Origin of the sequence: Paenibacillus agaridevorans (genome assembly GCF_018604145.1) — a bacterium.
In the GTDB taxonomy this organism is placed as follows: Bacteria; Bacillota; Bacilli; order Paenibacillales; family Paenibacillaceae; genus Pristimantibacillus; species Pristimantibacillus agaridevorans.
The window spans coordinates 3,876,346-3,902,407 of record NZ_CP075889.1; the positions used below are offsets into that span (position 1 = coordinate 3,876,346).

28 protein-coding genes and 5 tRNA genes are annotated in these 26,062 nt (G+C 52.5%); 7 read left to right on the forward strand and 26 right to left on the reverse strand.

The window, feature by feature from the left end; genetic code table 11:
• Nucleotides 1-13: 13 nt before the first annotated feature.
• Nucleotides 14-241 (forward strand): 3-dehydroquinate dehydratase, encoded by a 228-nt coding sequence (locus KJW29_RS16370; RefSeq protein ID WP_087570519.1) that lies wholly within the window; start codon nt 14-16, stop codon nt 239-241.
• A gap of 86 nt (nt 242-327) precedes the next feature.
• Here KJW29_RS16370 and KJW29_RS16375 read toward each other — a convergent pair whose 3' ends face one another.
• Nucleotides 328-1,608, reverse strand: a complete 1,281-nt coding sequence (locus tag KJW29_RS16375; RefSeq protein ID WP_214630575.1) for an MFS transporter — start codon at nt 1,606-1,608, stop codon at nt 328-330.
• A 267-nt stretch (nt 1,609-1,875) separates the two neighbouring features.
• Here KJW29_RS16375 and KJW29_RS16380 point away from each other — a divergent pair, with 267 nt between their 5' ends.
• Entirely contained in the window at nt 1,876-2,793 is a 918-nt protein-coding gene (locus KJW29_RS16380) for an ROK family protein (RefSeq protein WP_214630576.1), read from the forward strand.
• Here the strand turns inward: KJW29_RS16380 and KJW29_RS16385 are convergent.
• The 15 genes from KJW29_RS16385 to KJW29_RS16455 all read right to left on the reverse strand — a co-directional run bounded on the left by KJW29_RS16385 (nt 2,755) and on the right by KJW29_RS16455 (nt 14,042).
• On the reverse strand, nt 2,755-3,342 hold the full coding sequence (locus tag KJW29_RS16385) for a TetR/AcrR family transcriptional regulator (RefSeq protein ID WP_214630577.1): 588 nt from the start codon (nt 3,340-3,342) through the stop codon (nt 2,755-2,757). The two genes, KJW29_RS16380 and KJW29_RS16385, sit on opposite strands and share 39 nt — an antisense overlap.
• Nucleotide 3,343: 1 nt before the next feature.
• The gene (locus tag KJW29_RS16390) at nt 3,344-4,069 is read right to left on the reverse strand and encodes an MBL fold metallo-hydrolase (protein ID WP_214630578.1); all 726 of its coding nucleotides are present in this window, start codon (nt 4,067-4,069) and stop codon (nt 3,344-3,346) included.
• 128 nt (nt 4,070-4,197) lie between these two features.
• Entirely contained in the window at nt 4,198-4,977 is a 780-nt protein-coding gene (locus KJW29_RS16395) for a YheC/YheD family protein (protein ID WP_214630579.1), read from the reverse strand.
• A 91-nt stretch (nt 4,978-5,068) separates the two neighbouring features.
• On the reverse strand, nt 5,069-5,935 hold the full coding sequence (gene hflC, locus KJW29_RS16400) for a protease modulator HflC (RefSeq protein ID WP_087570513.1): 867 nt from the start codon (nt 5,933-5,935) through the stop codon (nt 5,069-5,071).
• On the reverse strand, nt 5,925-6,950 hold the full coding sequence (hflK, locus tag KJW29_RS16405; protein WP_246608744.1) for an FtsH protease activity modulator HflK: 1,026 nt from the start codon (nt 6,948-6,950) through the stop codon (nt 5,925-5,927). The genes hflC and hflK overlap by 11 nt, the downstream gene beginning before the upstream one ends.
• Before the next feature lie 187 nt (nt 6,951-7,137).
• Nucleotides 7,138-8,070 carry an SPFH domain-containing protein gene (locus tag KJW29_RS16410; RefSeq protein WP_425517540.1) on the reverse strand — a complete coding sequence of 311 codons (933 nt, stop codon included), beginning with the start codon at nt 8,068-8,070 and terminating at the stop codon, nt 7,138-7,140.
• A 9-nt stretch (nt 8,071-8,079) separates the two neighbouring features.
• Nucleotides 8,080-8,508, reverse strand: coding sequence for an NfeD family protein (locus KJW29_RS16415; protein WP_087570511.1), 429 nt, complete (start codon nt 8,506-8,508; stop codon nt 8,080-8,082).
• Nucleotides 8,509-8,695: 187 nt separating this feature from the next.
• On the reverse strand, nt 8,696-9,691 hold the full coding sequence (locus KJW29_RS16420) for a response regulator (RefSeq protein ID WP_214630580.1): 996 nt from the start codon (nt 9,689-9,691) through the stop codon (nt 8,696-8,698).
• The gene (locus tag KJW29_RS16425) at nt 9,669-12,671 is read right to left on the reverse strand and encodes a hybrid sensor histidine kinase/response regulator (protein WP_214630581.1); all 3,003 of its coding nucleotides are present in this window, start codon (nt 12,669-12,671) and stop codon (nt 9,669-9,671) included. The genes KJW29_RS16420 and KJW29_RS16425 overlap by 23 nt, the downstream gene beginning before the upstream one ends.
• Before the next feature lie 164 nt (nt 12,672-12,835).
• Nucleotides 12,836-12,918: transfer RNA gene (locus tag KJW29_RS16430), tRNA-Leu, on the reverse strand.
• Nucleotides 12,919-12,975: 57 nt separating this feature from the next.
• Nucleotides 12,976-13,051, reverse strand: a tRNA-Lys gene (locus tag KJW29_RS16435).
• A gap of 48 nt (nt 13,052-13,099) precedes the next feature.
• Nucleotides 13,100-13,174: transfer RNA gene (locus KJW29_RS16440), tRNA-Glu, on the reverse strand.
• A 181-nt stretch (nt 13,175-13,355) separates the two neighbouring features.
• Nucleotides 13,356-13,446 (reverse strand) — tRNA-Ser (locus KJW29_RS16445).
• A 6-nt stretch (nt 13,447-13,452) separates the two neighbouring features.
• A tRNA-Asn gene (locus KJW29_RS16450) sits at nt 13,453-13,528 on the reverse strand.
• Nucleotides 13,529-13,562: 34 nt separating this feature from the next.
• Nucleotides 13,563-14,042 carry a SprT family protein gene (locus KJW29_RS16455; protein WP_214630582.1) on the reverse strand — a complete coding sequence of 160 codons (480 nt, stop codon included), beginning with the start codon at nt 14,040-14,042 and terminating at the stop codon, nt 13,563-13,565.
• Between the two features lie 107 nt (nt 14,043-14,149).
• Between KJW29_RS16455 and KJW29_RS16460 the strand changes: the two genes are divergently transcribed.
• Nucleotides 14,150-14,512: a hydrolase/acyltransferase gene (locus KJW29_RS16460; RefSeq protein ID WP_214630583.1), complete on the forward strand. Its 363-nt coding sequence runs from the start codon at nt 14,150-14,152 to the stop codon at nt 14,510-14,512.
• 92 nt (nt 14,513-14,604) lie between these two features.
• Nucleotides 14,605-14,748: a cortex morphogenetic protein CmpA gene (gene cmpA, locus KJW29_RS16465; RefSeq protein WP_087570506.1), complete on the forward strand. Its 144-nt coding sequence runs from the start codon at nt 14,605-14,607 to the stop codon at nt 14,746-14,748.
• 86 nt (nt 14,749-14,834) lie between these two features.
• Here cmpA and KJW29_RS16470 read toward each other — a convergent pair whose 3' ends face one another.
• From KJW29_RS16470 to KJW29_RS16490, 5 genes are all read right to left on the reverse strand, one after another.
• Complete coding sequence (locus tag KJW29_RS16470; RefSeq protein WP_187101355.1) at nt 14,835-15,521, reverse strand: nitroreductase family protein; 687 nt, start codon at nt 15,519-15,521, stop codon at nt 14,835-14,837.
• A gap of 175 nt (nt 15,522-15,696) precedes the next feature.
• Entirely contained in the window at nt 15,697-17,919 is a 2,223-nt protein-coding gene (locus tag KJW29_RS16475; protein ID WP_425517559.1) for a Tex family protein, read from the reverse strand.
• Nucleotides 17,920-17,975: 56 nt separating this feature from the next.
• On the reverse strand, nt 17,976-18,617 hold the full coding sequence (locus KJW29_RS16480; RefSeq protein WP_087570503.1) for an MBL fold metallo-hydrolase: 642 nt from the start codon (nt 18,615-18,617) through the stop codon (nt 17,976-17,978).
• A gap of 4 nt (nt 18,618-18,621) precedes the next feature.
• A complete protein-coding gene (locus KJW29_RS16485) occupies nt 18,622-19,188 on the reverse strand; it encodes a thioredoxin family protein (protein ID WP_214630584.1) in 567 nt (188 codons plus the stop codon).
• Nucleotides 19,189-19,248: 60 nt separating this feature from the next.
• The gene (locus KJW29_RS16490) at nt 19,249-19,857 is read right to left on the reverse strand and encodes a DedA family protein (protein ID WP_214630585.1); all 609 of its coding nucleotides are present in this window, start codon (nt 19,855-19,857) and stop codon (nt 19,249-19,251) included.
• Between the two features lie 230 nt (nt 19,858-20,087).
• On the opposite strand from KJW29_RS16490, the gene KJW29_RS16495 reads away from it, so the two are divergent.
• Nucleotides 20,088-20,399: a dehydrogenase gene (locus KJW29_RS16495; protein ID WP_214630586.1), complete on the forward strand. Its 312-nt coding sequence runs from the start codon at nt 20,088-20,090 to the stop codon at nt 20,397-20,399.
• Between the two features lie 52 nt (nt 20,400-20,451).
• On the opposite strand, the gene KJW29_RS16500 is transcribed toward KJW29_RS16495, so the two are convergent.
• The 3 genes from KJW29_RS16500 to cls all read right to left on the reverse strand — a co-directional run bounded on the left by KJW29_RS16500 (nt 20,452) and on the right by cls (nt 22,348).
• A complete protein-coding gene (locus tag KJW29_RS16500) occupies nt 20,452-20,634 on the reverse strand; it encodes an H-type small acid-soluble spore protein (protein WP_087570499.1) in 183 nt (60 codons plus the stop codon).
• A 3-nt stretch (nt 20,635-20,637) separates the two neighbouring features.
• Nucleotides 20,638-20,835, reverse strand: a complete 198-nt coding sequence (locus KJW29_RS16505) for a hypothetical protein (RefSeq protein ID WP_087570498.1) — start codon at nt 20,833-20,835, stop codon at nt 20,638-20,640.
• A gap of 103 nt (nt 20,836-20,938) precedes the next feature.
• Nucleotides 20,939-22,348: a cardiolipin synthase gene (cls, locus tag KJW29_RS16510; protein ID WP_214630587.1), complete on the reverse strand. Its 1,410-nt coding sequence runs from the start codon at nt 22,346-22,348 to the stop codon at nt 20,939-20,941.
• A 164-nt stretch (nt 22,349-22,512) separates the two neighbouring features.
• Here cls and KJW29_RS16515 point away from each other — a divergent pair, with 164 nt between their 5' ends.
• Together KJW29_RS16515 and KJW29_RS16520 are read left to right on the forward strand one after the other, a co-directional pair.
• Nucleotides 22,513-23,586 carry a peptidoglycan DD-metalloendopeptidase family protein gene (locus KJW29_RS16515; protein ID WP_214630588.1) on the forward strand — a complete coding sequence of 358 codons (1,074 nt, stop codon included), beginning with the start codon at nt 22,513-22,515 and terminating at the stop codon, nt 23,584-23,586.
• A 59-nt stretch (nt 23,587-23,645) separates the two neighbouring features.
• Complete coding sequence (locus KJW29_RS16520) at nt 23,646-24,098, forward strand: bactofilin family protein (RefSeq protein ID WP_214630589.1); 453 nt, start codon at nt 23,646-23,648, stop codon at nt 24,096-24,098.
• Between the two features lie 94 nt (nt 24,099-24,192).
• Here the strand turns inward: KJW29_RS16520 and KJW29_RS16525 are convergent, their stop codons facing one another.
• Both KJW29_RS16525 and KJW29_RS16530 read right to left on the reverse strand, forming a co-directional pair.
• The gene (locus KJW29_RS16525; protein ID WP_087570494.1) at nt 24,193-24,996 is read right to left on the reverse strand and encodes an ABC transporter permease; all 804 of its coding nucleotides are present in this window, start codon (nt 24,994-24,996) and stop codon (nt 24,193-24,195) included.
• Nucleotides 24,989-25,924 (reverse strand): ABC transporter ATP-binding protein, encoded by a 936-nt coding sequence (locus KJW29_RS16530; protein ID WP_214631171.1) that lies wholly within the window; start codon nt 25,922-25,924, stop codon nt 24,989-24,991. Before KJW29_RS16530 ends, KJW29_RS16525 begins: the two co-directional genes overlap by 8 nt.
• Between the last annotated feature and the right edge of the window lie 138 nt (nt 25,925-26,062).

The window sequence follows — 26,062 nt, forward strand, 5'->3', positions numbered from 1 at the left end:
GAGGTTATCCATAATGAAAACCATGCTGTTATTTCAGAATAAAACCATACCCGTTTACTTAACCGATACGAATAGGCAAGCAATCGACAAATTGTCTACTGTACTTAACAGGAAGCTGACCACCGGAAAAAACGCGCTTAAAAAATGTATCAGCTCGCTGATAAGCGTCGAAATAATCGGCAGCGAAGCAACGCTGCATTCCTTGTACGAGCGGGATACGCTTACGATATCGTTGTACTGATGTCCGTCGGCGTTTACATGCCCCACGAGAAAGAGACGAAACAGGCCTCCGTTGCCCGTTTCGTCTCTTTCTCGTTATCATCTAGATCAGAGACTATGCGTCTTGCCCCGGTTGCCCCACACAAACAACCAAGTTCCGATCCAGCCGCAGATCGAAGCCGCAATGAGCAAGGCGCTCATGGATATGTCGGACGTGAGGCTCGTGCCTAGCAAAGGTCCAATCGTTCCCCTGATTCCGAACGACATCAAATGGATGCCGAATACCATCGCCTCCCGTCCCGGCGCCAGGCGAAAGACAAAGGCAAGAATGCCAATATCCCAAATGGCGTCTCCAATGCCTTGTATGGCGTTGCCTGCCAATACTACGGAATAAGTTCCCCATATTCCATATAACATCGGAACGATTGCATAAGCGCTGATGCCAACCATCAGGGTATACTTAATGGGAAATCTGTCGATCATCATGCCCGCAATCAAGAATGTAAGCAGCAGCGCCGTATAATAGGCAACCCTTGCATATCCGATCTGGATATTGGACAGCTCCAGCACGTTCACCTGAATGATCTGATACAGCGGAATGGCGAACATGTTCCCGAACCCGGCGAACGTGGTTGCCAGCAGGAAGACGCCTAGCGTTCGGTTGTGCCTGACAAGCTTCCACTGCTCCTTGAAGTCAAAGCTTGGCCGTTTCCTCCGATTATCCGCTTTTTGCGCAAATTCATCTCCCTCTTGCCCCCCGCCTGAAACGATCGAAATGCGCTTTTTCGATAATTTAAGCGTATTAAACAATCCGATCGACAGGACGCCCATAAGAGAGGCGGCTATGAGCGGACCGGTTGGTCCATGCGCTTCCGCCCAACTGCCTACCAAATAAGCAAGAGGAATCATCAGCACTCCCATGGAAACACGTACATAACCCATCAGCCGTCCCCGAATTTCATTAGGGTACATCCGGGACACCAGCGATGCGTAAGCCGGCGCCTGAATGCCCATCAACAGTTGGAACATCATGGCCGCTGCTACATATATGCCCGGTTCGGGAAGGAATGCGGGCAATAGCAGCAGCATGCGCCCGACGGCGTTGGGAATAATGATGAACGGCTTGGGATTATCCGCTTTTTCGATCCAACTGGCCCATAACGGAGAGAAAATGAGTCCGACGGCAGGGGCAGCCGCAAGCAGTCCAACCTGCAATTTATCCGCTCCCTGTTGAAGCGCAAACGCAATGTAGAATTGATTCATGACAACGTTGAACATGCTGAATAACACGGTTGCGCCCACGTCGACGCGCAGATTTCGCCACACCCTTGCCGTCATGGGCATGCCGAGCCTAATCGTCTGATACTCTTTCCTCTGGATCCGTGCCATATCTGATCGATACCTTCTTCGCATAGTTGTCGGAACGGACGGAGGACCCTCTGCGCGGGCAAAGGATCCTCTACTCATAATGTCTCATTCGACCCGATCTTACTACACTACCGATTCTTTGTACAGAAGAACTTTGCACGTCCGGGCATCGCTTTTTCGCGCCAATGATTTCCCCGTTCCTCCCGATATGATAGACTGGTGATTATAGAGTTTGAGCTCGAACTTTTAGCATTTTTGTATTCGCAATCTTAGTTGGGGGAATTGAACATGAACAACATTGCCGTAGGAATTGACATCGGAGGCACCAAGATCGCAATCGGTCTCATAGCCCAGAACGGGGAAGTTATCGCCAAAAGTTCGCTGAAAACCGATCTCTCGCTGGAGCCGGGAGAGATGCTGGGCCAGGTGGCAGACGTCGTAAATAAGCTTGCCAATGAACAGGGTTTAGCCCTTAATCAGTTGAAAGGGATAGGAGTCGGCGCCCCTGGACCGCTTAATACGAAGACAGGCCGTCTGACCTGCCCGCCCAATCTAAAGAGCTGGTGGGATTATCCCGTCGTCGAACGGCTAGCCGAACTGCTGCCCCTCCCCATCCGCATGGAGAACGACGCGACCGCCGCAACGCTCGCCGAGAAGTGGGTCGGCGCCGCTCAAGACGCCGACCACTTCATCTTTATTACGATCAGCACGGGCATTGGGGCTGGCATCTACTTGCACGGGAAGCTGATTACGGGTTCGACGGGCAACGCCGGGGATGCCGGATTTTTGATCGTACATCCGCAAGGACCAATCGCCAAGGACCAAGCTTCCGGTTTTTGGGAACTGCTGGCTTCCGGCACCGCCATTGCGAAGCAAGCCAGCGAGCTGCTTGGCAAAGAGATTACTTCCAAGGAAGCCTTTGACCTCGCGGCGCAAGGCGATCCGGTTATATCTCCGCTGATCGAGAAAGTATACACTTATATCGGTATGGGCTGCGTGTCGCTAATCAACCTGCTTGATCCTTCCAAGATCGTTATCGGAGGAGGCGTCTCTCAAGTAGGCCAACCTCTATTTTCCGCCGTGCGTTCATACGTTGCCGCCCATGCCTTAAATCCCAGCGGCAGAGAGACCGTCATCGTACCGGCCAAGCTCCGGCAGGATGCAGGTCTAATCGGTGCGGCTGCTCTCGTCCACTGCAACTACTAAACCTCTTATATAGCTGTTTAATACGAAATGGATGCTGGCTTTTACATCTACCGGCATCCCGAATCCGCCCTTCTGTCCGATACTTGCGAAGCCGTGCAGAAGGCTGCGGAACCCCCTAACCGCATGAATCGCTTCTTCTCCGCGGATGCCCAAGGTTTGCATCGCCTCGATCATTTTTGCGACAAGGCTGCTCGCCAATTCCTGCTGCAAGTCCGTACCTCCCGCAGGCGACTTCAACGTCAATTCGTACAATCCCGGACATTCTTCGGCGAAAGCAAGATAAGCATCTGCATAAGCGAGCAATCGCTCCCCCTTCGGTGCTCCCTTTTCCGCTGCGGCGAACCTATCGTTTAGCAACTTCAGCCCTCTCGTCGCAAGCAATTCCTTCAGCTCCGGCAATCCATTGACATGATTGTAGAGCGAAGGCGATCGAACGCCCAGTTCTGCCGCCACCGAAGCCAGCGTAACCTGCTCCAAACCTTTTGTGTCAGCTATGGCAGCAGCCGTGTTCAGGATCGTCTCGAGCTGCAGTCCTTTTCTCGGCGTCATATTATGCTCCCTTCCCCTTCCGTATCCAGGCTTGCTCGGCATCGGCAATTGCCGAGAGCATCGCATCCACAGGTTGTTCAATGAGATTGCCGTGTCCTGCCGCCAGAATGGCGGGCTTACAATCCGCAAGCCGCTTGGCGGAAGCAAGACTAGCCTCGGCATTCCAAGTTGCCAGAGCGGGAAACGGGAAGGACCATCGCATGCGGCTTGTGACCGTTACCCCGCCTCGTGTATGGAATGCGTCTCCCGCGATAAGCAATCCCGTTCGTTCGTCGAGAAAGGCCATCGAGCCAGGCGTATGTCCACCTGCTGCTATTGCAAGCAGAGAACCGATCTTGTCGCCGTCTTGCAGCAGCACATCGGGTCTAGTCTTTACGGCCTTCGGAACGCCGCCCCGGATTGGCGTTTGAGGTTCGTCGGCCGCAAGCGACCTGTCTCCGGCCAGAAGACGCGAATCCCTCTCTGATATATATACGTCGATGTTTCCATCGCTTGCTTTGATCGCATCCAGCGCGCCGACATGATCATCATGCGCATGAGTGAGCACAATACGTTTGATTGGTTTACCCAGTTGATACGCCGCATGAAGAATAGCCTTCGCATTGTTCGGCAATGCTGCATCCACTAGCGTAAATCCATCGTCTTCCTCTACCAGATAACAATTAACTGGGAACAGGTTAGGCAAGTAAGTCAGCTGTACGAATCCGTTTCCTTTGGTTATTCTCATAGGGTTCCCTCCAACAAAACTAATGATATTAGTTTTATAATAAACTAATGACATTAGTTTATCAACTCTTATTTTTCCTGGCATGGTAAAAACCGCGAACCTCCAGGTCCGCGGTTGTCAGCTTATATTCACTTGGCGTCATATCTGCCGTATGATGCGGCATATTCCTTTATTCGATCGTAGGCCGTTCGGTCGATCGCCTTAAAAGGGTGGAACTGCGGATGGTTGGAGTTGACCTCCAGTATCCACAACTTTCCGCCGCGATCTCTTGCGAAATCGATGCCCATCTCCCGCATGCCGGAATGTCTCGCGCTTAACGTCTTTGCGATCGTGATCGCCTCGGAGCGCAATTGCTCTTCCCGATAGTTGCTCTCTTGCGCATTCAGCCCAAGCCTCCTGTGAAGCTTCCGAAGCTTCCAGACAGCGCCGCCTTGATAATAGTTGGTGACGATCATGCCTTTGCCGCCCACTTTCACGATAAAGCCGGTACATGTCCATGCGCCTCCCGGCTTCCGCTGCACCATCGCACGTATATCGTACGGCTTGCCATCCACTTTATCCAGCTTGATTGCCTGCTGGACGATCAGCTTGCCGCGCCCTTTAGCCTTTAGATGGCGGTAAGCGGCTTCCAGCGTCCCTAAGCTTCTCGACCTCTGCGACTTGCTCGACGTTTCCTTTAGCAGGTAACCGCCGTTCTGCCGCGTGAGCTTAGATATTCCGATTCCAAGCGAACCTACATCCGGCTTGATATACAAGGAGTTATAGCGTTTGGCCAGTTTGCGCATATTCGCAAGACTATACGATTCCGTATCGGGTACCATGCGCCGGGTCGCGCTATTGTTCTCCAGATATCGGCATACTTTAAGTTTGCCCCTGATTCTACGACTAGCATATCTCTTAACAGACAATAGATTCACCTCATTATTACTGTATGAGGTGAATCTATGTTGGACTGTACGATGAACTATACGGATTTAACTATTTTCGCTAATGTTGCTCTTATTGTCCCAGCAGGATCTTCGCATAAGGCGAATCGATCGGCATCATAATAACCGGCTGGTTCTTCATGGTCACGATGTAGCTCTCCAGCGTTCTGTACAAATTGTAGAACTGCGGATCCTTGCCATACGCTTTGTTGTAGATAACCGCTGCTTCTTTTTCGCCTTCCGCAACGATTTTTTTGGCATCCGCCTCAGCCTGCGCCAATAGCTCGTTCGCGGTACGATCCGCCTTGGACGTCATTTTGCGCGACTCCTCGTCGCCCTCCGACAAGTATCTGGCCGCCATGGATTCGCGGTCCGAAATCATGCGGTTATATACGCTTTGTTTGTTTCCTTCGGGCAAATCCGTCCGTTTGATGCGTACGTCAACGATCTGGATGCCATAATCGTCGCGCTGCAATGTCGTAATCACATCGTTTGTGATTTCATCATTAATATTGCCTCTTTCGGTGTTCTCGCTAATGATGGCATCGTAATTCACTTCGGACAGCTTCCGTCTGACGGAGTTGTAGACCGCCTCGTCGATGCGCTGCGTTCCGCCGCTGACATTATGAACAGTCTTGATAAACTTCTCCGGATCCACGATACGCCAGATCGTATAGTTATCGACGATAATCGGCTTTTTGTCCTTCGTCAATATTTGGCCCGGGCTGCTTTCCATTGTCATCTGGTATTTGGGCAGCACGGTCGTATTCTCGATGAACGGGAGCTTGAAGTTAAGTCCAGGAGACTTCACCGTTCGGATCGCCTCGCCAAATCGGAGCACCACCTTGTATTCGCCTTCTTTGACGATAAACATGGAACCCGCTCCGACGATAAGCAGCAGGATGACCGCCGCGATTATACTCCAATGTTTAGTTTTCATCCCCTGTAGCCTCCTTGCGAAGCAGTTCGTTCAGCGGCAAGTAATTAACCGTGTCGCCGTCGCCGTTTGTAATGAAAATTTGCGCGTTTGGCAATATTTTCTCCAGCGTTTCCAGAATGAGACGGTTTTGCGTAACGCTAGGATTGCCAACATATTCGCTGAAAATCGCGTTGAATTTGGCCACGTCGCCTTCCGCGTTAAGAACGCGGGATTTTTTCTCCGCTTCCGCCTGCTCGATCAACGCTTGCGCCTCGCCGCGAGCTTTCGGAATCCGTTCATTCTCATATTTCATCGCAACGTTTATTTTTGTATTTTTTTCCTCTCTGGCGTTGGTTACGGCCCGGAACGCCTCTTCCACTTCGCCGCCGGGAGGTTCGATATCCTGGAATTTCAAGTCGATAATCTGGATGCCCGTCTCGTATTTATTTTGTAATTCGATCAGCTTCTCGCGTACAAGATCCTGAATCGCCGTTTTGCCGTCGGTGATCGCGTAATCCAGCTTCTGCGAGCCGATGACCGATCGGATCGATGCGCTTGCGGAATTGCGAAGGAACTGCTCGGGATCGCTAATATTATGCAAATAATTCCGGATATTGTGAATCTTCCAAGTGACTACGGCGTCGGCGGAAACGATGTTCTCGTCTCCGGTAATCATCATGGCTTCGTCTTCGACCGGTGTAACCGTATTGCCTTTCTCGCGGTAGCCGATCGTAATACGCTGAGTCAGCTCGGCCGGCACAATGCGAACCTCCTGGATCGGACTCGGCCACTTAAAGTGCAGTCCAGACCCCGTCTCGTGCGTATATTTGCCAAATGTCAGCACGGCAGCCCGCTCTTGCTCCTGCACCGTATAAAAAGATGTTGATCCCAGATAAAACAATACGATAACCGCCACGATGCCGATTACAATATTTCTTACGGTTCCCGGCTTTATCTCCGGCGGCTTTCGATTCGGATTGGGAACCGGCGTCGGTCCAGCAGCACCGCCGCCGGGTTCCTGATTCATGAAGTTCATTCACTTTTCTCCCCTCGTATCTTAAAGTCATACAAACTAGTACGGCTCAAACCTCGAATGGTCACAGTTTTTTAAGCTTATTTTAAGGTTTGTACCGATACAACTCTCTGTCGAACGTCAAGAAGCCGCTTCTCCAAGCCGTATATTGCTCCGGCCTATCGAAACGGCTGCAGTCGGTACAGCTTGATTATTGCTTCTTGGTCTCCTTGAGCATCTCGCCGATTGCGCCGATGCTGCCCAGCGTCTCGACGGCTCTTGTCGGGATGAATACTTTGTTAGCAGGGCCTTTGGCGATTTCGCCAAGCGCTTCAAGTGATCGATACGTCAAGACCTGTTCGTCCAGGCCTGCCGAACGAATCATCTCGATCCGGCTTTTCTCGGCTTCGGCAATGGAATGAATCGCTTTCGCTTCGCCCATCGCTTCCAGCTCTTGCGCTTGACGTTGGCCTTCCGCTTGGCGGATGCGGGCTTCCTTCTCGCCTTCCGCCTTCAGAATTTTACTTTGCTTGTCGCCTTCCGCGCGCAAAATCATATCCTGCTTGGCCGCTTCGGCTTCCAAGACCATGGCGCGCTTGCTGCGCTCCGCCTTCATCTGTTTGTCCATCGCATCCTGAATATCGGCCGGCGGCTGGATGTCGATTACTTCTACGCGTTCGATCCGCACGCCCCACTTCTCGGTCGCTTCGTCCAGCGCGACGCGGATATCCGTCGAAATTTTTTCCCGTCCGGACAAAGTCTCGTCGAGCTCCATCTTGCCGATGATCTGACGCATCGTCGCCGTGCTGATGTTTCGTACGCCATAGACATAATCGGAGATGCCGTAAGTCGCTTGTTCCGGTCCGGTTACCTGGTAGAAGATAATCGTATCGATCTTAACCTGTACGTTATCTTTTGTAATAACGGTCTGCGGCGGCACGTTCGCCTGTTGAATGCGAAGATCGTGATACGTGCGCACGTGGTCGATGATCGGGATTAGAATATTGATGCCCGGCGTAAGCAGTCGGCTGAATTTACCGAGACGCTCCACGACGCCAACTCTTTGCTGCGGTATGATTTTAACGGATAATGCAATAAATACGACGGCCAATACGATTACAATTAAAGTTATTATCCATTCCATAATGATTCTCTAACCTCCCCATTTGTTTACTTGCAGAAAAGCGCTTCCCCTATGGACCACGATAACCGTTTCGCCCTTGCCGATCTCTTCCTCCGACTTCGCGCTCCATGTCTCGCTGCCAACCTTTACGATGCCCGGCGCATCAGGATGGATATCCTCGACAACGGTCCCCTGCAAGCCGACTAAATCGTCCACCGCGTCCTTAAAGCCTTTGCCGTTGTGAAAACGCCGGGTCAGCGGCTTCGTGAACACGGTTAACACCAATGCAACTACGCTTCCGACAATAACCTGCAGCAATATCGCCTCAGGAGCTGCGATAGCTACTACGGCGGCAGCAAGCGTCCCGATGCCAAGCCACAGCAGATAAAACGTTAATGTCAACATCTCAATCACGATCAGAGCACCCGCAGCGATTAACCAGATTAACCACCAATCCATCTCCGGTCCCCCCTCTTCAGAGCTAATGTATTCGTTATCGATGGTGCTAATTCCTCTTGTATCAAGCAAAAATGTCGAAAATGGTTCGTACCTTCTTCTTCTACGTCTCAAAACTCCGCAAGTTCCAGTTGTCGCGCAAGCGGAAAAGGCCATCCCGCAGCTGCTGTCTGCCGGCTCCAGCTTTTTTTCACTCTTGCACCTGCTCCAGCTCCTCCAGCTTGCGCAGGAACAGTCCGCGAAGCGGCTCATCCGCCATCTCGACAAGTGCTCTTAGACAATGTGCAGCTTCATCCCGCATCTTCTGGCGTCTTGCGATCGCCCACCCGTAATATTCCGTATCCAGGTAGTCGCCTCGATACAACGAAAGAATTTTCTCTCCCTGTTCCAACGTAATGAATTGAACGCGGTTGAATATCCCCATCAGCTCCGCGTAATCGCTGCCGATCCGGTCATCCGTCAGGAGCCAATATCTTTCGTCTCCGAAGCGGACGCAATCCTCGAATCCGATTTGCTTGAGAATCCTGCGCAAATTATAGATCGTCGTATGAAGCAGCGTTTGAGCGCGCTCCACCGGCACCTCCGGCCACAAATCATCCATGAGTCGAAGCCGGTATACCGGCTCTCCGCCCGCATGCCATAGATAGGCAAACAATTCCTTTGTTTTGCGCGTCCTCCAGGTAATCAACTGTCCGAGCGGGCCGTACAGCTCCATGCTGCCCATCACCTTAAGAACAAGCGAAGCGCCCCCGGCTTCATCCAGCCTGGCGCCTCCACCTTCGGATCCGGACTCCTCCGCGTGATCCGGGTACAGGCTCTCAGAGCCGAATTTTTTCTTAAATCTCTCCAGCGTCTGCGACAATCGGACGGCGGACACCGGCTTTAGCAAATATCCGAACGCCCCCGTCTCGAATGCGTCTATCGCATACTCCTGATGAGCCGTAACGAATATGATTTGGGCAGTCGGGCAACGTTCGGCGATGGCGGAGGCAGCGCTCAACCCGCTAAGCCCCGGCATCTCGATATCCAGGAAAATAATATCAGGTCCTTGATCCTGCACATATTCGAGCGCCTCCAGCACATTTAAAAACTTGCCCGAGACCGTTACGCCGCCCTCTTGTTCAAGCAATATTTCCATAACATCAATCGCGATCTGCTCGTCATCAATCAGCATCGCTTTCAGCATCGAATCCCTCCGGTATGAGTAGCTCCATCTCCGTTCCGATCCCCAGCTCGCTTCTCATCACGATGGGTTGACCGAAGATTGTTTTCATTCTGTAATTTACGCTGGCAACGCCTACGCCGCCGAGCGAGCCTGCCCGCAGCCGCTCCAAGTCGTCCTTTTCGATGCCGACTCCATTGTCGGCAACCGTTATCCGCACGCCTTCGCCCGAAGTCGCCGAGCTGATACGAATCGTTCCTCCTTCGGGCTTGGGCCCGATTCCATGTCTTACGGCATTCTCTACAATGGGTTGAAGCGACAAGGGCGGAAGCCATACATTTTTATGCCCCTGCAATTCGTATTGAACCTCCAGCCTGCTGCCGAAACGCAGCTGTTCGATCTCCAGATAAGCTCTTACCAGCTCCAGCTCATGCTCCAGCGGGATCAGCTTCTTTTTGAAAACGAATGTAAATTTGGCTCGAAGATAGGTCGTTAAGTGATGAATGGTTTCGCGCAGCTTGTCCGTATCCTTATAACTTAATCCTACCAAAGCGTTCATGCTATTGTACAGAAAATGTGGCGTAATCTGGGCTTGCAAGAAGTCCATCTCACGCTTCACCGCTTGCTCCGAGGATTTCTTCATGGCGAGCAAGGATTGAATTCTCGCCTTCAGCACGGAGGGCTCGAACGGCTTATGAATAATATCGTTGGCGCCTTCGCGAAGCGCCGCGATGATGTCTTCCCGATGTCCGAGCGACGTCATCATGAGCACCGGGAGCTCGGCGAGACTATATCTGCTCCGAATCGCGGAGCACAGATCCAGTCCCGACACGACAGGCATGAGCAGATCAATGACGGCAAGATCCGGGCGTTTGGAGCCGCTCAGCCATTTCACGGCTTCCTCGCTGCTCCGCATCGCGACATGCGCGTAACCGAGCGATTGAACGACGTCGATCATCATTTTGAGGCTCGCGCCGTCATCATCGACGATAAGGATGGTAAACGGCGATTCCAACTCCTCTTTGCCAAGCGGCATAAAAAACAACTCTTCTTCCGCAGCCGCGCTTTCCGACTCGTAGAGCTGCTGCAATTCCATCTCCGGAGCCGCGACATGAAGCGTAAAGGAGAATACGGTGCCCTCTCCGGGGGCGGAGATGGCCTGCAGTTCGCTGCCATGCAGCTCGACCAACTGCTTGACAAGGCGGATGCCAAGTCCGAAGCCGTCCGTTTCGTACAGCTCCCGCTCCTCCTGCGACAGCTTCGTGCCGAACAAGCGGTCGATATAAGCTTTCGGCATGCCGGAGCCCGTATCCTCGATCGAGATGACGACAACGTCCTCCTGCGCGACGGCCCTGATGACGACATAACCCTCGGCCGTATATTTGAGCCCATTTTCGATCAGCGTATATAATATTTGGCGAAGCCTGTTTTCGTCAGCCATTGCAAATGGCAGCATATTGGGCAGCTCATCGCGGATTTCCACCCGATCGTTGATGGGGACGATTGCCAGTGAATTCAGCACGAAACGAACCATCATTGCTACGTCGACAGGCGCAAGCTTGAGATGGGTCTCCCCGTATTTGATCCGATTAAAATCCATCATATCGTCTACAAGCGTCGATAATCGGCGTCCGACCGCATGCAGCAGCTGAATATTTTCCCTATGGGGATCGAGCAGCGGATTTTTTTTGTCCTCCAGCAGCGATTGGGACAGGTGAATAATGCCATTTAGCGGCGTATGCAGCTCGCGCGACGTTTTTGCCAGGAACTCGTCCTTTTGCCGATTTTGCGCCATGAGACGTTTCGTTTGGCCTTCGCTCTTCTGGAAAGCCTGCTGGAAGCGGTCGCTCATCAGAAACGACTGGGAAAACACGAGCAGCAGCGGCGCTATGAGCATGGAGAAAGGATTGTCCAGCGCGAATTGATATCTGATTTGCCCGATAATCCAGGCAAGAACGAAGTAGGATCCGCCTAGCACGATATAGATCAAGCCTTTGCGGTTCTCCCGCCTTCCAAGCAGCAGCTCGCCCGCCACTACGCAGAATATGATGGCCTGCAGCACGATGTTGATATAGAACAGCATGGAGACGAAGGAGTTTGGCAACACCGCCTGAAGGCAGATGTAACTCACGCCGAATATTCGGAGTCCGCGGAACCATCTGGATTCTCGAATCCCCAGATACCGGTAGGCGTACATGGAGAACGAGAGGAACGATATAAAAGGCAGCATGATGAGCAGCTTCTGCAGCCATGCGAACGGGAAATCCGGCCAGAATGAGCCGAGAACGATTTCGTTATCGATCAAAGTAAACAAGCCGATCGCCAGGCAAAAAATGCTGAAATGCATAATATACGGTTCCTTGCGCCATCGCTTGGCCATTCCCGCATAATAAAGCCCGAACACCAGCATCGCGGATATGAGCAAAATATCGACTAAACGAGAGTGGTCCCTGCGCGCGATGACATCTTCCGTCAGACCGAATTCCGGCGGCTGCACAAGTCCGCCACGCAAATTATTGTAGCTCGCGACCTGGATCAGAATATCCATATAGCCCGATTTCGAAGCCGCCGTCGCGAAGACCGGCATATTGCTCGGCATGTATGTAGCTGCTTGATCGGAGGGCTGGCCGCTGCCCCCGGAGTCGTCGCCGCCGAAGTAGACATGATTGGACAACCTGATTTTTTTGCCGCGCAGGCTGAACACGTCATCCCTGCCGATCTTAACGACCAGCCTGTACGTTCCGTATCCCGCGCCATCCCTGCCTCCGCTGGACATGATGCCTTTCCAGTCCCCGGGCACCGCCATATATTTTCGCTGCTTGCCCAGCTCCTCCGGCCGTTCGCTAAAGTCCGCAGGCGTCAATAGCATTCCTTGATAGAACTCCCATTCTCCGCGCAGCAAAATAACGCCTCTCTCCGTAAAATCCCAATGAGAAGCGTCTAGTGCTCCTTTCTCGGCCACCGGCATGGCTTCCGGGTCTTGAAACCAGTTATAGACCGTCAACAATGATCCCACTGTCAACGTGATTATTAATATTAGTATGCTCAGTACACGAATGTTCATAGTAGAGATTATAGCATATTGACGCGTTCCATAGCTGGTGAATTTCCTATGCAACAAAAAACAAAAAGAAAGAAGTCCTTGCTTCGCAAGGACTTCTTGTTGGATGCGGTAGAGAGGACTCGAACCTCCACGGGTATACACCCACTACCCCCTCAAGATAGCGTGTCTGCCATTCCACCACTACCGCATAATATAATTGATAACCGACCCTGACATGCCAGCGTTCTTCGAGGGATGAAGAAACTGGTGAGCCATGTAGGACTCGAACCTACGACACCCTGATTAAAAGTCAGGTGCTCTACCAACTGAGCTAATGGCTCTCATGAACGGAAACGACTCCACGCAAGAGCGCCTTCGTAAAAGGTTGATGGTGACCCGTAGGGGATTCGAACCCCTGTTACCTCCGTGAAAGGGAGGTGTCTTAACCCCTTGACCAACGGGCCACATGTTGCATTACCGCATACATTCGCTTTTTTGCGACAAGAATTATTGTATCACATTGTCTGCTCATTTGCAAGATTTAATTTCTTAATTTCTCAATCCGCAAGTACTTGAACAAAATAAAAAGACCGATTACGTCTCGGCCTCTCGATGCCATGCGATGAGTCCTTCGGCAAAAGAATGTGGCGGAGAAGGAGGGATTCGAACCCTCGCACCACTTACGCAGTCTAACCCCTTAGCAGAGGGTCCCCTTGAGCCACTTGGGTACTTCTCCATGAACTGGCTCCCCGAACAGGACTCGAACCTGTGACAACTCGATTAACAGTCGAGTGCTCTACCGACTGAGCTATCAGGGAACATCAAAAATTAACAGTGACAAGTAATAATTTATCATGGCGTCCTGGACTTGTCAAGCGCTATCAATTTTAATTTTCCCCGGCATTTTCCGCAGGCGTAACGGTCGGGATCCAGCTTTCTTTTGCGCATGTATTCCATTCCGCAGCCGCCGCAGATCAGCTTGTACTTAAACGCGGTCGGCCCTATCCTTTTCCGCTCCGACAAAGCCTGACAGTACCTGGAGCCGCCGACATGGGCGAGCAGCGTGCGGAAGTCATGATCGCGATGCCGGTAACCACGCTTCATCAGGTGCAGATGGTAATGACAAAGCTCGTGCTTGATGATGCGCTCCGTCTCTTCCTCCCCGTACGCGGCAAGTTGATGCGGACTGATCTCAATATGATGGGTATGGGTGAAGTAACGTCCTCCCGTTGCCTTAAGCCGTCCATTAAACGTCGCCTTGTGCCGGAACGGCCTGCCGAAGCTCTCCAGCGAGACGCGCTCTACCCATTGCTGCAACGTATGGTTATCCATGCATACAACCCTCCTTGACTACTTGAATTTTAACGCGGCTATAGGCTACACTGTCAAGTAGGAACGCCGTGCGAACGGCAACTGACCGAGGGGAGATCACGGAACTTATGGCTATCATGAGATATGTGTTATTGAAACAGGAAGAGAACATCAGCTTTGTCGAGATGCCGGCATCGCATGCTTATCAGCTTAGCGCGCTGAATTTGCGCCTGCATAAGGAGATCGACAAGCTGACGGCCGACCAGGTGCCCGTCCTGCCTTATGCGGTAGCGGAATGCGATAATGTGGAGCTGCATGATTCTTCCATCAGGATCGTATCCGGACTGGACTATCTTAATAGTCTGGAAAAGGAGTTTGCCGGCGTACAGGAGAAGTCCTACCCGCTGATTTCGCTTCTGACCGAAATACGAGCGCTGCAAGCTCAGCTCGAGCAATGGTACGAGGAGTACGAAGAAGAGCAGCTTGGCTAACCTGACTCGATATCGGTTGGACCTGCACGGATATTCGCCTATTGCCATATGTTTATAGAACAACAGGCGATACCGGGAGGAGGGCGATGCGCATGCCACAGTGGCTGTGCAACCAACTGATGCGCGCATTTCAACAGAAGGACCGCAGGCAGATCAAGCTGCTGAACGATTGCTGGTATTTCTACCGAACCAAACAAGGACATAAAGAACATGGCAGCGGTACCGTTATCCAATGAATCTGCCTGTCGTCCATAATTCGAGAAAACCCGGCTCTCCCTTATTGGGCGGCCGGGTTTATTCGTCGTGGAGCAGTTAAAAGAGATTAGTCCATCTTGCCGCCGTTAAAGTACGCGATGTTCTCGATCGGCAGACGCGTGGACGGGTGGCCCGGGGACGCCGCTTTGCCGATCGGAAGCATCAGCGTCGGCAGGTAACGATCCGATATGCCGAGCAGTTCCTTTACGCCGTCGCGGTTGTAGCCGCCCATCGGCACCGTGTCGTAGCCTTTGGCGCGCGCTGTCAGCATAAGCTGCATGGCAACAAGCCCCGTATCGAACGCGACCAACTCGCGCAGACGGTCGGCAGGCAGCGACGAATACATCTTGGTATAGTTCGCGATCATATTTGTTTTCACTTCTTCCGACATATAACCTGCCTTAACGGAAGCTCCATAGATGTCTTCGGCCAGCGTGTACATCTCCAGATCGGCCATGACAATGATAACGGCCGAAGCTTCGGCAACCTGGCTTTGGTTAAACGCGATCGGAACCAGCTTAGCTTTCAGCTCTTCGTCCGTGATGACCATGAACCGCCAAGGCTGCATGTTCGCCGAGGACGGCGCCTTCGCCGCGATCGTCAGCATCTCCAGCAGCTCCTCGTCTGCAATGCGAACGCTGTTGTCATATTTGCGCACGGAGCGGCGCTCTCCTACCACCTGGAAAAACGGAATATTATTATGTCCTGTTATCGACGTCTGGACTTTTACTTGAGAATCGATCAATTGAGTCATGTTTTGTCCTCCTCGTTATTGTAACTGTAATCACATAATGTACAGTATAAATACCAGACGAACAATTGTCAATCAACTAACTTTTGGTTACTTGATTATTTATTATGAGCTGATGAGATTCAAAGAAAATGGCGGTGCCTGGGAGTTGCTCCCTGCACCGCCACAACGCGGAAGGTTAGTCCGGCTTTCTCATCGTCAGGCTGACTCTGCCCTTTTTGAGGTCGACACTCAGCACCCACACCGTAACGGTATCGCCTACCGAGACGACATCCATTGGATGTTTTACGAATTTGTTGCTGAGCTGCGAAATATGGACGAGTCCATCGTTCTTGATGCCAATGTCCACAAATGCGCCGAAATCGATAACGTTGCGGACCGTGCCCTGCAGCTCCATACCCGCGCTCAAGTCCTCGATTTGCAGCACATCCGTATGGAAGATCGGCGGCGGCAGCTCCTCGCGGGGATCGCGACCGGGCCGCAGAAGGCTCTCCACGATGTCTCTCAGCGTAGGAGCGCCTACGCCGAGCTTAACAGCCAGCGAAGCAGCGTCGACGTTCTGAAGGGCATTTCTGACCTCTTCGCTGCCAATGAGCTTCAAGTCCAGTCCAAGCTCGGCGAACAGCCCGTCCACAACGGCATACGACTCCGGATGGATCGGGGTCTGATCCAGCGGATTAGACGCGTCGGGGATGCGCAAAAAGCCGATGCACTGCTCGTAGGACTTCGCCCCAAGCCGCGGCACCTTTTGAAGCTGCGTCCGCTTCGAGAAACGGCCGATCTCTTCGCGGTACTTCACGATATTTTTGGCGATGGTGCCATTGACGCCCGCTACGTACGACAGCAGCGACGCAGACGCCGTATTGACATCGACGCCGACATGGTTAACCGCCGATTCTACGACGCCGCCAAGCGATTCGTCGAGCCGCTTCTGGCTGACGTCGTGCTGGTATTGCCCAACGCCGATCGCCTTGGGCTCGATCTTTACCAGCTCCGCTAGCGGATCCTGCAGTCTGCGCGCAATGGATACGGCGCTGCGTTCCGCGACGTCCAAAGAAGGGAACTCTTCGGCTGCCAGCTTGGATGCCGAGTAGACGCTCGCCCCCGCCTCGCTCACGATAATGTAGCGCAGATCTGGTCCGCTCCCGCCCTTCCGTTTGCCGATCAACGAGGCGATGAACTGTTCCGTCTCGCGCGAAGCCGTACCATTGCCGATGACAATAAGCTCCACCTTGTATTTATCGATGAGTCCGTTAATCAGCTTCTCCGCTTCCGCTACCTTGTTGTTCGGCGGCGTCGGATACGACACCGCTACCTCCAGCAGTTTGCCGGTATCGTCGACAACGGCCAGTTTGCAGCCCGTACGGAACGCCGGATCCACTCCGAGAACGATATGGCCGCGAACTGGCGGCTGAAGCAGCAGATTTCTCAAATTCGCGGAGAAGATCGTAATGGCGTGTTCCTCCGCCGTCTCCGTCAATTCGCCGCGGACTTCGCGTTCGATCGACGGTGCAATAAGACGCTTGTAGGCGTCCTCGATCACGCTATTGAGAACCGCCGATATTGCGGGAGCCGTTCCGCCGCGCAGCAGCTTGCGCTTCATCTGCTCATGTATGCGGTCCACCGGCGTATCCAGCGATATACGAAGCACTTCCTCCCGCTCGCCGCGATTAATGGCAAGCACCCGATGCGGAGGCAGCTTTTTGACCGGCTCTTGGTAGTCGTAATACATCTCGTAGACGGACTCCTCATCGGCCTTCTTTACCTCGGATCGAAGAAGCGATTGATCGAACGTAAACTTGCGGATCCAGGAACGGATCCAGGCATCGTCCGCTATATTTTCCGCAACGATGTCCATGGCTCCTTGCAGCGCCTCTTCGGGCGTCGATACGCCTTTGTCCGCGTTCACGTACCGCACGGCTTCCGTAAGCGGATCTCCTTGCCGCGGCTGCGACCACAGCCAATCCGCCAGAGGCTCCAGTCCGCGTTCCTTCGCGACGCTGGCTCTGGTCTTGCGCTTCTGTCTGTAAGGTCGGTATAAGTCCTCCACTTCCTGCAGCTTCGCAGCCGCCTCGATAGACGACTTAAGCGCGCCCGTGAGCTTCCCTTGCTCGTCGATGAGACGAATAACTTCACGCTTGCGCTCCTCCAGATTCCGCATGTACTGCAGCTTCTCTTCGATCGTTCGCAGCTCGTTCTCGTCCAGCTCGCCCGTCATCTCTTTCCGGTAACGCGCGATAAACGGAATCGTGTTGCCTTCGTCCAGAAGATTTACCGCCGCTTTCACCTTGCTGACCGGCAAAGCAGCCGCCGCGGATATCGCTGCTATAATTCTCCCGTTCTCCGCTTCCTTTTGCTCGTCCGTAAGTTTGATTTTTGCTCCAGCTTCTTCTACATCCACTCCTGATGTACCTTTCGACCATTCTGCCACTATCGCACGCACCGTCCTTGTTATCGTTACCCTGTATAAGGATTATTCGCCTTCTCGAACCCGATCGTCGTACGCCCGCCATGCCCTGGATAAACAATGACTTCCGGATTAAGCTTGTACAGCTTCGTCCGTATGGAATCGTACAGATCGGCCTCGCGCCCGCCGGGCAGGTCCGTACGGCCAACCGACAGCTTAAACAACACATCTCCGGAGAACAGATGGTTTCCGCATAAGAAGCTTACGCTGCCTGGCGAATGACCCGGCGTATGCATCACTTGAAACTTGTGGCCGATCATCGCTAACGTCTGTCCTTCATCCAGCGCAAATTCGGCCGGATCCGTCGATAATGGCGGCGTAACGTCCTGCCAACGCATCGACCCGTTCTTGCGCGGGTCCGTCAACCAGTCTGCTTCGAGATCATGGATGTAAACCGGACATCCGGCGGCTTTGCGAACCTCGTCAACCCCGCCCATATGATCGAAGTGGGCATGCGTCAGCAGAATCGCTTCGATATTCGTATTTGCAATGCGATCAAGCAGCCGCTTGGGATTCATGCCGGGATCGACAATGATGCCTCTTTCCTGCTCGCCCTCGGTTACCGTTATCAGATAACAATTCGTCTGGATGGGTCCAAGGGAAAACGTCTCGACTTTAAACTCGGTTCCCATCGCTCTAGAAGCTCTCCAGAAGCTCGCGGAGCTCCTTGATGACTTCCGCCTGGTAGCCTGGCCCCTCACCGTAACGCTTCATGATCTCCGCTCTTGCAACCGCCAGATTGTCCTGGTAGTCGGCAGCTTCCCGATCCGTATTGTCGCGTTTAAACGCCACCATCGGCTCCTGAATCCGAGTTGGCCTTGGACCCCATTGCCCAAGTACGGCGCCGCCAGTGTCCGCAAAGATCACGATAGGAATGGAGCGCCCGCCCATAGTCAGGAATTGATCCATCGTATCCAGATTTTCTTCCATGATGAGCACCTCGGTCGGGATGCCCGTTACTTCCAGCGCGCCGAATACGGCCGGCACGTTGCGAACAACATCCCCGCACCAGTCGGCCATCAGAATGAGACAACGCAGATCGTCGCGGTTGTTCATGGATTCGAACAGCTCCCGGTCCTCGTCGGAGGGCCAGCTGAACTGCTCCATCCAGCCAATAAACGTCTCCTTGTTTTTGGTCATCCCATCCACGAATTGCTGTGGGCTAATCCCTTTGCCCAGCTTGTCTGCCACACTTTTACTCATATGTAATCCGCTCCTTCATTTAGAGGTTGTAAAACCGAACTTTTTGAACTCGTACTATTACTAAAATTTCCTGGCCCTGCGAATGTAAAGGAAGAGAACAACAAGCACCGCGAGCGCAATAATCGCATACACGATATAGGAATATACGTCCATAAATGCTACGATTTCATGCCAGTTTCCTCCAACCGCCGTACCGACAGAGACAAGAATCGTGTTCCAGATCAGCGTGCCGACCGTCGTAAAGAACAGAAATGGAACCAGTTTCATACCAGACATGCCGGCCGGCAATGAGATCAGGCTTCGAATAAGAGGCACCATCCTGCACAGCAGCACGGCCCAATAGCCATACTTGTCGAACCAGGCATCGGCTTTGCGCACATCTTCTTTCTTTACGCGCAGCACGCGTCCCCAGCGGTCGATAATTCGCTCCAGCCGTTCAACGCCAAGCAGCCTTCCGATTAAATACAAAATAATGGCCCCGATCAGCGAACCCAGCGTCGCAAAGAGGATGACGCCTATTGGCGTTAGATTCGTGTACGTCGTCATAAATCCGCCAAAGGTCAAAATGATTTCCGACGGAATCGGCGGGAACAGGTTCTCGACCGCTATCATGAGCAATATGCCCATATACCCGTATTGCTCCATAAAATCGGTTATCCAGCTTTCCATCTTCACCCTCCACTTCGAATATCGCGGTTCCTCCTCTTCTAACCGGGAAGCCGCCTCTGTTATTCTATCATATCGCAAGAGAAGCCTTCCACTCTAACCCTATCCTATGGTCCTGTCCATTCGGATATGTTCGGTTAAAAAGGGAGAAATACGGGCAGGGCGGTCCGCGTCATAGCGGTGACCACTGGACGAATGCCCGCATAATTTGGAGGGAGAGGAGTCGGTTCTATATGAAACCCCACGAGCAAAAGCACGCAGCCGGCTTGCCGTCCGCGCGCAAAATTCGCAGGTCATGCAGCAATGAGCTGTACCGCACCGCGAAGCGATTGAAGTTATACGTGTCAAAAGAGAAGATGGAAAAAGCCGAGACGCTGTATTTTCGTCAGGTGGCGCAGAACCTGCTTTGGATCGTCGATCATAAAAACAATCGCAAGGCTCAAGCAGACTGGTGGGCGAACAATGTCAGCGAGGAAATAGCGGCTCTGTGGGAAGTCGATCGCGAAAAACTGTGCGAAGCATTCCGCGAAGCGTACGGGGGATAAACTGGCAGCCCGCCGCGGAGCTCGTTGCTCCGCAGCGGGCTTCTCCCCGGCTTTACCTGCTTTCCTGCAGTCGATCAACCGACACCGTCACCGTATTGACCGGATTATTGCCAACGGTTACCGTCGCCATCCCGTTTGCTTCATCCACGTTCTCGATCCAAACGGAGTCGCCTTCCAGCTTTACGCCAATCGTATCCTTCGATTGGTATATTTGTTTCGCGCGCGTCGCATCCACGTTTTAATTAACCCCTTCCCATTCCGATGTCATCGTATCGGTCGTCGATTCGTCAATTTTTCCGTTGTGAATAGTTACGTTTCCGCCGCCAAGGCCTTCATTTACCATCCGGTCAATGTCCATATCGTAGACCTCGCGTCCTTCATTATTCGGCTCGACCGCTCCGCCATCGATACCTGATATTTGCTTGTCCTCATCCATCGCAGCTTCCTCCTTAACATGGTGACATGGTGGCGAGACGCCTTGACAGAAATATGCCCGAACGGCACGAAATTCATACCGCGGCAACAATCATACTCACTACTCACAGAAGCGGCGACAACAGATGCAGCAGCGATTCCGCCGTTTTCTGTTTGGATGGCCGACGCGAGAACTCTCCAGCATCCACAGCAACGCTGTCACTAAGATCGTTCATGAAATCTTTCGTCAATCGACCTACGGGATCCGCCCCTTCGATTAAAGCCAGCAGCTCGTAATTGCTGTACAAGCTGCGCATATCCAGGTTCGCCGAGCCGATGGACGCGAGCCGCCCGTCAATAATCAAAACTTTGGCATGAATAAAGCCCTTGCCATATCTGTACACCCGAACACCGGCATCAAGCATGTCCTGGACGTACGAGAGCGTAGCCAGCAATACGAGCTTGGAATCGCTGATTCCGGGAATAATCAATTTGACGTCTACTCCGCTTCTAGAAGCGATTCTCAAGCTTGCCGCAATGGACGGATCCGGAATGAAATAGGGCGTAACCGCGTAAATCGTTTCCTTTGCTTCCGACATCGCCGCAAACAGAGCTTCCGAAATAACGGCATCGTGAATACCGGGCTTGCCAGGCACCAATACGATCCTGTCATTCCATTCGGCCTCCGGAGCAGGAACTTCATCCCTTGACGTACTTCCTGCATCCACCCTTATGTTTTCTCCCGTCGCCCTTAACCAATTCTCTTGAAATATGGCCTGCAATTGACGGACGCATTCTCCTTCAAGCTTGAGATGCGTGTCTCGCCAAAACCCAAGCCGGGAATCCAAACCCAAATATTCATCGCCGATATTAATGCCGCCCATAAAGCCGACGGAATTGTCGATAACTACGATTTTGCGGTGATTGCGAAAATTCAACCGTTTCTTTAGCAAAAACTCGCGGGGCGGAGAGAAACAAGCCGACTGTGCGCCGGCACTATGGAGTTTCTGCAGAAAATGTTCAGAGAGATGCAGACTCCCGATTCCGTCATACAACAACTTCACATCAACGCCTTCTCGTGCCTTGCTCGTTAAAGCTTCCAGAAATCTGTTGCCGATCCCGTCGCACCTGACCGTGTAATAATCCAGATGGATGGAGCTGCAGGCATGCTCTATTGCATTAAGTATGGTTTGAAATGTCGTTTCGCCATCCTGAAGCACTGTAGCCCGGTTGCGATTTGTCGCCGGATAAGGAAGATACTGGTCAATAAACGAATGAAATCGATTCATGCTGGCGCTTTTACCAATTTTAGAAGCGGCGTGGCGCTCCGACTTCAATGCCGTTAAGGGTTTGACTCTCTTCAACCTTCGGCCAAGCAGCCAATAAGCTGCAAAACCTAAGAATGGACAAACCAAACATAAAAAAATCCATGCCGCAAGATGACTCTGTCTTCGATGTTCCAGCCATGTTATCGCGCCGATCTGGGCAATGTAGATGATGAGTGCTGCAATGGCCAGCATAAGCCAAACATACACGCGGCTCCCCTCTTTCTCTCGCTCTGCCGTAACGTTTAGTGTGCCTCCGGGAGCGGGATTTATGTGAGAAAGGATAACTTTGCAGGCATGTTTTATAGCTTCCGGGAATAAATAGTCATAGAACGTTCTGCAAAATGATTACGACGGCCGGAAGGAGTAAACCAGTGACAAGAACGCGGAAGCCAGCATGGTCTTTTGTTGTGATGCGCGGCCCGGACAAGACGGTAAGACAGTTCAAGGTATCCAAACGATCAGTCGTAGCAGCGCCAATGGCCGCAGCCCTTGCCGTGGCAGGTACGGTCGCGGGCTTGCAGCTGAAGGCGGCGTACGAGCTGAGACAATTGGAGTCCGAGCTATCTAATCAGTCTGCCGCATTCACTCAAACGATTGCCGGAATGGATGCCGTCATCGCCGGGAAGGATGAAGCGATCGTCACCTTGCAGCAAGAGATTTTGAAATTGTCGCGACAAACAGAAGATATGAAAATAAAGATGCAAGAGCTGGGCGAGCTCGAAGAGAAGCTGAAGCTTTTCATGGAGAAATACGGCGGCTCTGTGCCAAACACAGCTTCTCCTACAGCCTCTGGCAGCAGTAAAACAAGCGCGTCGGGGAAGGATGCCGCCTCATTCCTCCCTTCGTTTTCCGCTTATTCTTCACTTTCAGACAAAGGTGCGCGATCGCCCATCAGATATCCCGTCATAGGAAATTTAGACGGAATCGTTCACCTTGCCAAGAACACCTCCATCGACCTCAAAGCTCTAAGCCGCATGGTCGACGCCATGGAAGAGTCCATGGCGCATACTTTGAAGCAGGCTCAGAATAGACGAATGACAGTGGATGCCTATCCATCTTCCTGGCCCACCCGTTCCAAGCAATTGACGTCCGGCTTCGGATACCGCCGCGATCCGTTTACCGGCCATGCGACTTTCCATGCCGGGATCGACATTGACGGCAAATCCGGCGATACCGTCTTTAGCGCGGCGGAAGGGACCGTATCGGAGACGGGATACGACTCCCAATACGGCAACTACATTATCATCGATCATCTGGGTCATCTCCAGACCGCTTATATGCATCTTTTGGCCATTGACGCGCGTGAGGGCGATACAGTCGTGCGAGGGGAGAAAATCGGACAGCTTGGCTCAAGCGGCAGAAGTACGGGGCCTCACCTGCATTTTCAGATTATGCAGCGAAGCGAGCCAGTGAACCCGCTCAAGTACCTAACCTCCCGTACGTAACCGTGAGCAGCGGATTCAGGCAGCTTCCATCAATGACGAATGCCGAGGAGGTAATACTTATGTTTAAGGAGAACAAGCGTGTCGTCGCTACGGATACGTTAATCGGACAAGGAACGATCGTCGAAGGCAAGTTGATCAGCGAAGCCAATCTCAGAATCGAGGGCGAATATCGTGGCGATATCGAATGCAAGGGCGATATCATCATCGGGGAGTGCGGAATCGTTCGCTCCAATATTGAAGCTAGAGATATTACGCTTGCGGGAAAGCTCTACGGCGATATCGTGACCAAAGGCCGATTGATCATTACGGGCACCGGCCAACTGAGCGGAAGCGTTGCGGCACATGCGTTAATTATTCAGGAGGGCGGCCAACTGAGCGGACAGTGCCGAATGGAGCATCCAGCCGAATCCAAACCACGCTCGGGCGCGTCAGAATCCTCCGAAGCAGCCAATCCCAAAAAAGATGAGCTCAAAAACAGCGAATCGCACGCCAAGTCCCGCCAAGCGGGCTAATTCATAGCGGGATATTAAAAGCCGTCTCTCGGCGGGTTCGATGAAGCGAACTCGTTGAGGACGGCTTTTTCATTGGTTCCCGGATTAATGTTTCTTACGCGGCCACGTCCCGCTTGTTAAACACGTACCAGGTCAACGCGATAAAAATGATATAGTACACGGCTAGTACCGCAAGGGAGAATCCTAACGTCATCCCTTCCCTCATAGAGAAATCACCCAAATATTGCGTAAGATTCAAGTGGATAAAGAGGATGTAGTCGACCCACTTATAGTCCAGCAACGCCAACAATTGCATAAAGTTATTGACGACGAGCAGAAGGAACAATGCCATGCCGATGGCAAGACCGCTGCTGCGGAATATGGTCGACAACATAAAGGACAACGTCACCGTCACGATCGAAGTAATTAACGTTAGTCCGTAATACTTCAGCAAGTACACGAATGGCGAGTCATCGCTTCCCATCGGCAGAATGCCTCCACCGGCATTCGCCGAATCGTTGCCAATACCGAACATGACCCAATTGACAAGCAATGTGCTGCCGAATAACACGATAGCAAGCGTGACCGCGAACAACATGACCGCTATGTATTTCGATAACAATATTTTGGAGCGCGACCATGGCCTGATAAGCAGAAGTTTAATGGTGCCGGATGTAAATTCCTCGGCCACTGCTCCCGCTGCAACTACAACCGTAAAGATCGTGACCAGGAAGAACAGAATGGAGGACTCCATGAACGCGACTTCCCACATCGATGTTGACGACCGCTCGCCGAAGGCCAACCACAGGGCGGATATAATGATCGTTAAGCCGATCAGGATGCCGAACATAACGTAGGTTCGTACGCGCAAATAAATTTTCATGTTTTCATTGCGAATCAATCCGCCGAAATCACCCAATTTTTTCGCCTCCAGTCACTTCCAAGAATTGATCCTCGAGCGACTTCACGTCTTCTCGAATGCCGTAGACCCGAATACCCGCTTGAACCAATACGGCGTTAGCGGTAGCAATGCCGTCCCTGTCTCCATAGATGATGACGACACCGGAATCCGCTTCCTGAGCCTTCTCCGCCAATTCGGCACTCTGTCCCGCTGTCTGAAGCGCCTGAACGGCTTCAGCCGGCTGATCTACCTGGAACAATACGCGGCGCGCGCTAAGCGCCTGCTCCCCATCCTGAAGCGAACGTACATCGATCAGCCTGCCGTTTTGAATAATGGCGACTCGGTCGCACATGAGCTCCATCTCGGACAGCAAGTGGCTCGATACAAACACGGCGATGCCTTCTTCCTTGGCTAGCTTGCGCAAATAATCGCGAAGCTCTCTTATGCCTGCAGGATCAAGACCGTTCGTCGGTTCATCCAATATTAGCAGCTTAGGCCTGTGCAGCATCGCTTGCGCAACGCCCAAACGCTGCCGCATGCCAAGCGAATACGTCTTCACCTTGTCGTGAATGCGAGCTTCGAGCCCAACCAGCGCCACTACTTCCCTGACCCGGTGCTCCGTTACGCCCGGCATCATCCTGGCATAATGGACCAGGTTCTGATACCCCGTCAAATATTTGTACATCTCCGGGTTTTCTACGATCGCTCCTACATGTTTAATGGCTCCCTCGAATTCCTTCTCGATGCTTTTGCCGTCGATCAGAATTTCGCCAGAAGTAAGCGACATTAGCCCCACCATCATGCGGATCGTTGTTGTTTTACCTGCGCCGTTCGGCCCCAGGAAGCCGAATACTTCGCCGCGCGGCAGGTCCAGCGTCAAGTTGTCGATAATCGTACGTGTTCCAATGCGCTTCGTTACGCCCCGCATCTGGACAATGGTTTCCATCACCGTTATTCGTCCTCCTCTTCATCGCAATCTTGTTTCAATAGTTAGCTTGTTCCAACCATTCCAGTATATACGAAGCAGAAAACGTTTGGTAGCGCCCCCCTCTATCCAAGCGGGTACAAGAAAACTCGCGGTCAG

Coding starts and splice junctions, on each gene's coding strand:
- KJW29_RS16420 (WP_214630580.1), bottom strand. CDS start 9,691: ATGCTGAAAGCGATGCTGATTGATGACGAGCAGATCGCGATTGATGTT.
- KJW29_RS16390 (WP_214630578.1), bottom strand. CDS start 4,069: ATGAGAATAACCAAAGGAAACGGATTCGTACAGCTGACTTACTTGCCT.
- cmpA (WP_087570506.1), top strand. CDS start 14,605: ATGCCACAGTGGCTGTGCAACCAACTGATGCGCGCATTTCAACAGAAG.
- hflC (WP_087570513.1), bottom strand. CDS start 5,935: ATGAAAACTAAACATTGGAGTATAATCGCGGCGGTCATCCTGCTGCTT.
- KJW29_RS16505 (WP_087570498.1), bottom strand. CDS start 20,835: ATGGATGAGGACAAGCAAATATCAGGTATCGATGGCGGAGCGGTCGAG.
- KJW29_RS16380 (WP_214630576.1), top strand. CDS start 1,876: ATGAACAACATTGCCGTAGGAATTGACATCGGAGGCACCAAGATCGCA.
- KJW29_RS16495 (WP_214630586.1), top strand. CDS start 20,088: ATGAAACCCCACGAGCAAAAGCACGCAGCCGGCTTGCCGTCCGCGCGC.
- KJW29_RS16385 (WP_214630577.1), bottom strand. CDS start 3,342: ATGACGCCGAGAAAAGGACTGCAGCTCGAGACGATCCTGAACACGGCT.
- hflK (WP_246608744.1), bottom strand. CDS start 6,950: ATGAACTTCATGAATCAGGAACCCGGCGGCGGTGCTGCTGGACCGACG.
- KJW29_RS16480 (WP_087570503.1), bottom strand. CDS start 18,617: ATGGGAACCGAGTTTAAAGTCGAGACGTTTTCCCTTGGACCCATCCAG.
- KJW29_RS16490 (WP_214630585.1), bottom strand. CDS start 19,857: ATGGAAAGCTGGATAACCGATTTTATGGAGCAATACGGGTATATGGGC.
- KJW29_RS16470 (WP_187101355.1), bottom strand. CDS start 15,521: ATGACTCAATTGATCGATTCTCAAGTAAAAGTCCAGACGTCGATAACA.
- KJW29_RS16520 (WP_214630589.1), top strand. CDS start 23,646: ATGTTTAAGGAGAACAAGCGTGTCGTCGCTACGGATACGTTAATCGGA.
- KJW29_RS16530 (WP_214631171.1), bottom strand. CDS start 25,924: ATGGAAACCATTGTCCAGATGCGGGGCGTAACGAAGCGCATTGGAACA.
- KJW29_RS16455 (WP_214630582.1), bottom strand. CDS start 14,042: ATGGATAACCATACGTTGCAGCAATGGGTAGAGCGCGTCTCGCTGGAG.
- KJW29_RS16410 (WP_425517540.1), bottom strand. CDS start 8,070: ATGGAATGGATAATAACTTTAATTGTAATCGTATTGGCCGTCGTATTT.
- KJW29_RS16415 (WP_087570511.1), bottom strand. CDS start 8,508: ATGGATTGGTGGTTAATCTGGTTAATCGCTGCGGGTGCTCTGATCGTG.
- KJW29_RS16485 (WP_214630584.1), bottom strand. CDS start 19,188: ATGAGTAAAAGTGTGGCAGACAAGCTGGGCAAAGGGATTAGCCCACAG.
- KJW29_RS16460 (WP_214630583.1), top strand. CDS start 14,150: ATGGCTATCATGAGATATGTGTTATTGAAACAGGAAGAGAACATCAGC.
- KJW29_RS16375 (WP_214630575.1), bottom strand. CDS start 1,608: ATGGCACGGATCCAGAGGAAAGAGTATCAGACGATTAGGCTCGGCATG.
- KJW29_RS16370 (WP_087570519.1), top strand. CDS start 14: ATGAAAACCATGCTGTTATTTCAGAATAAAACCATACCCGTTTACTTA.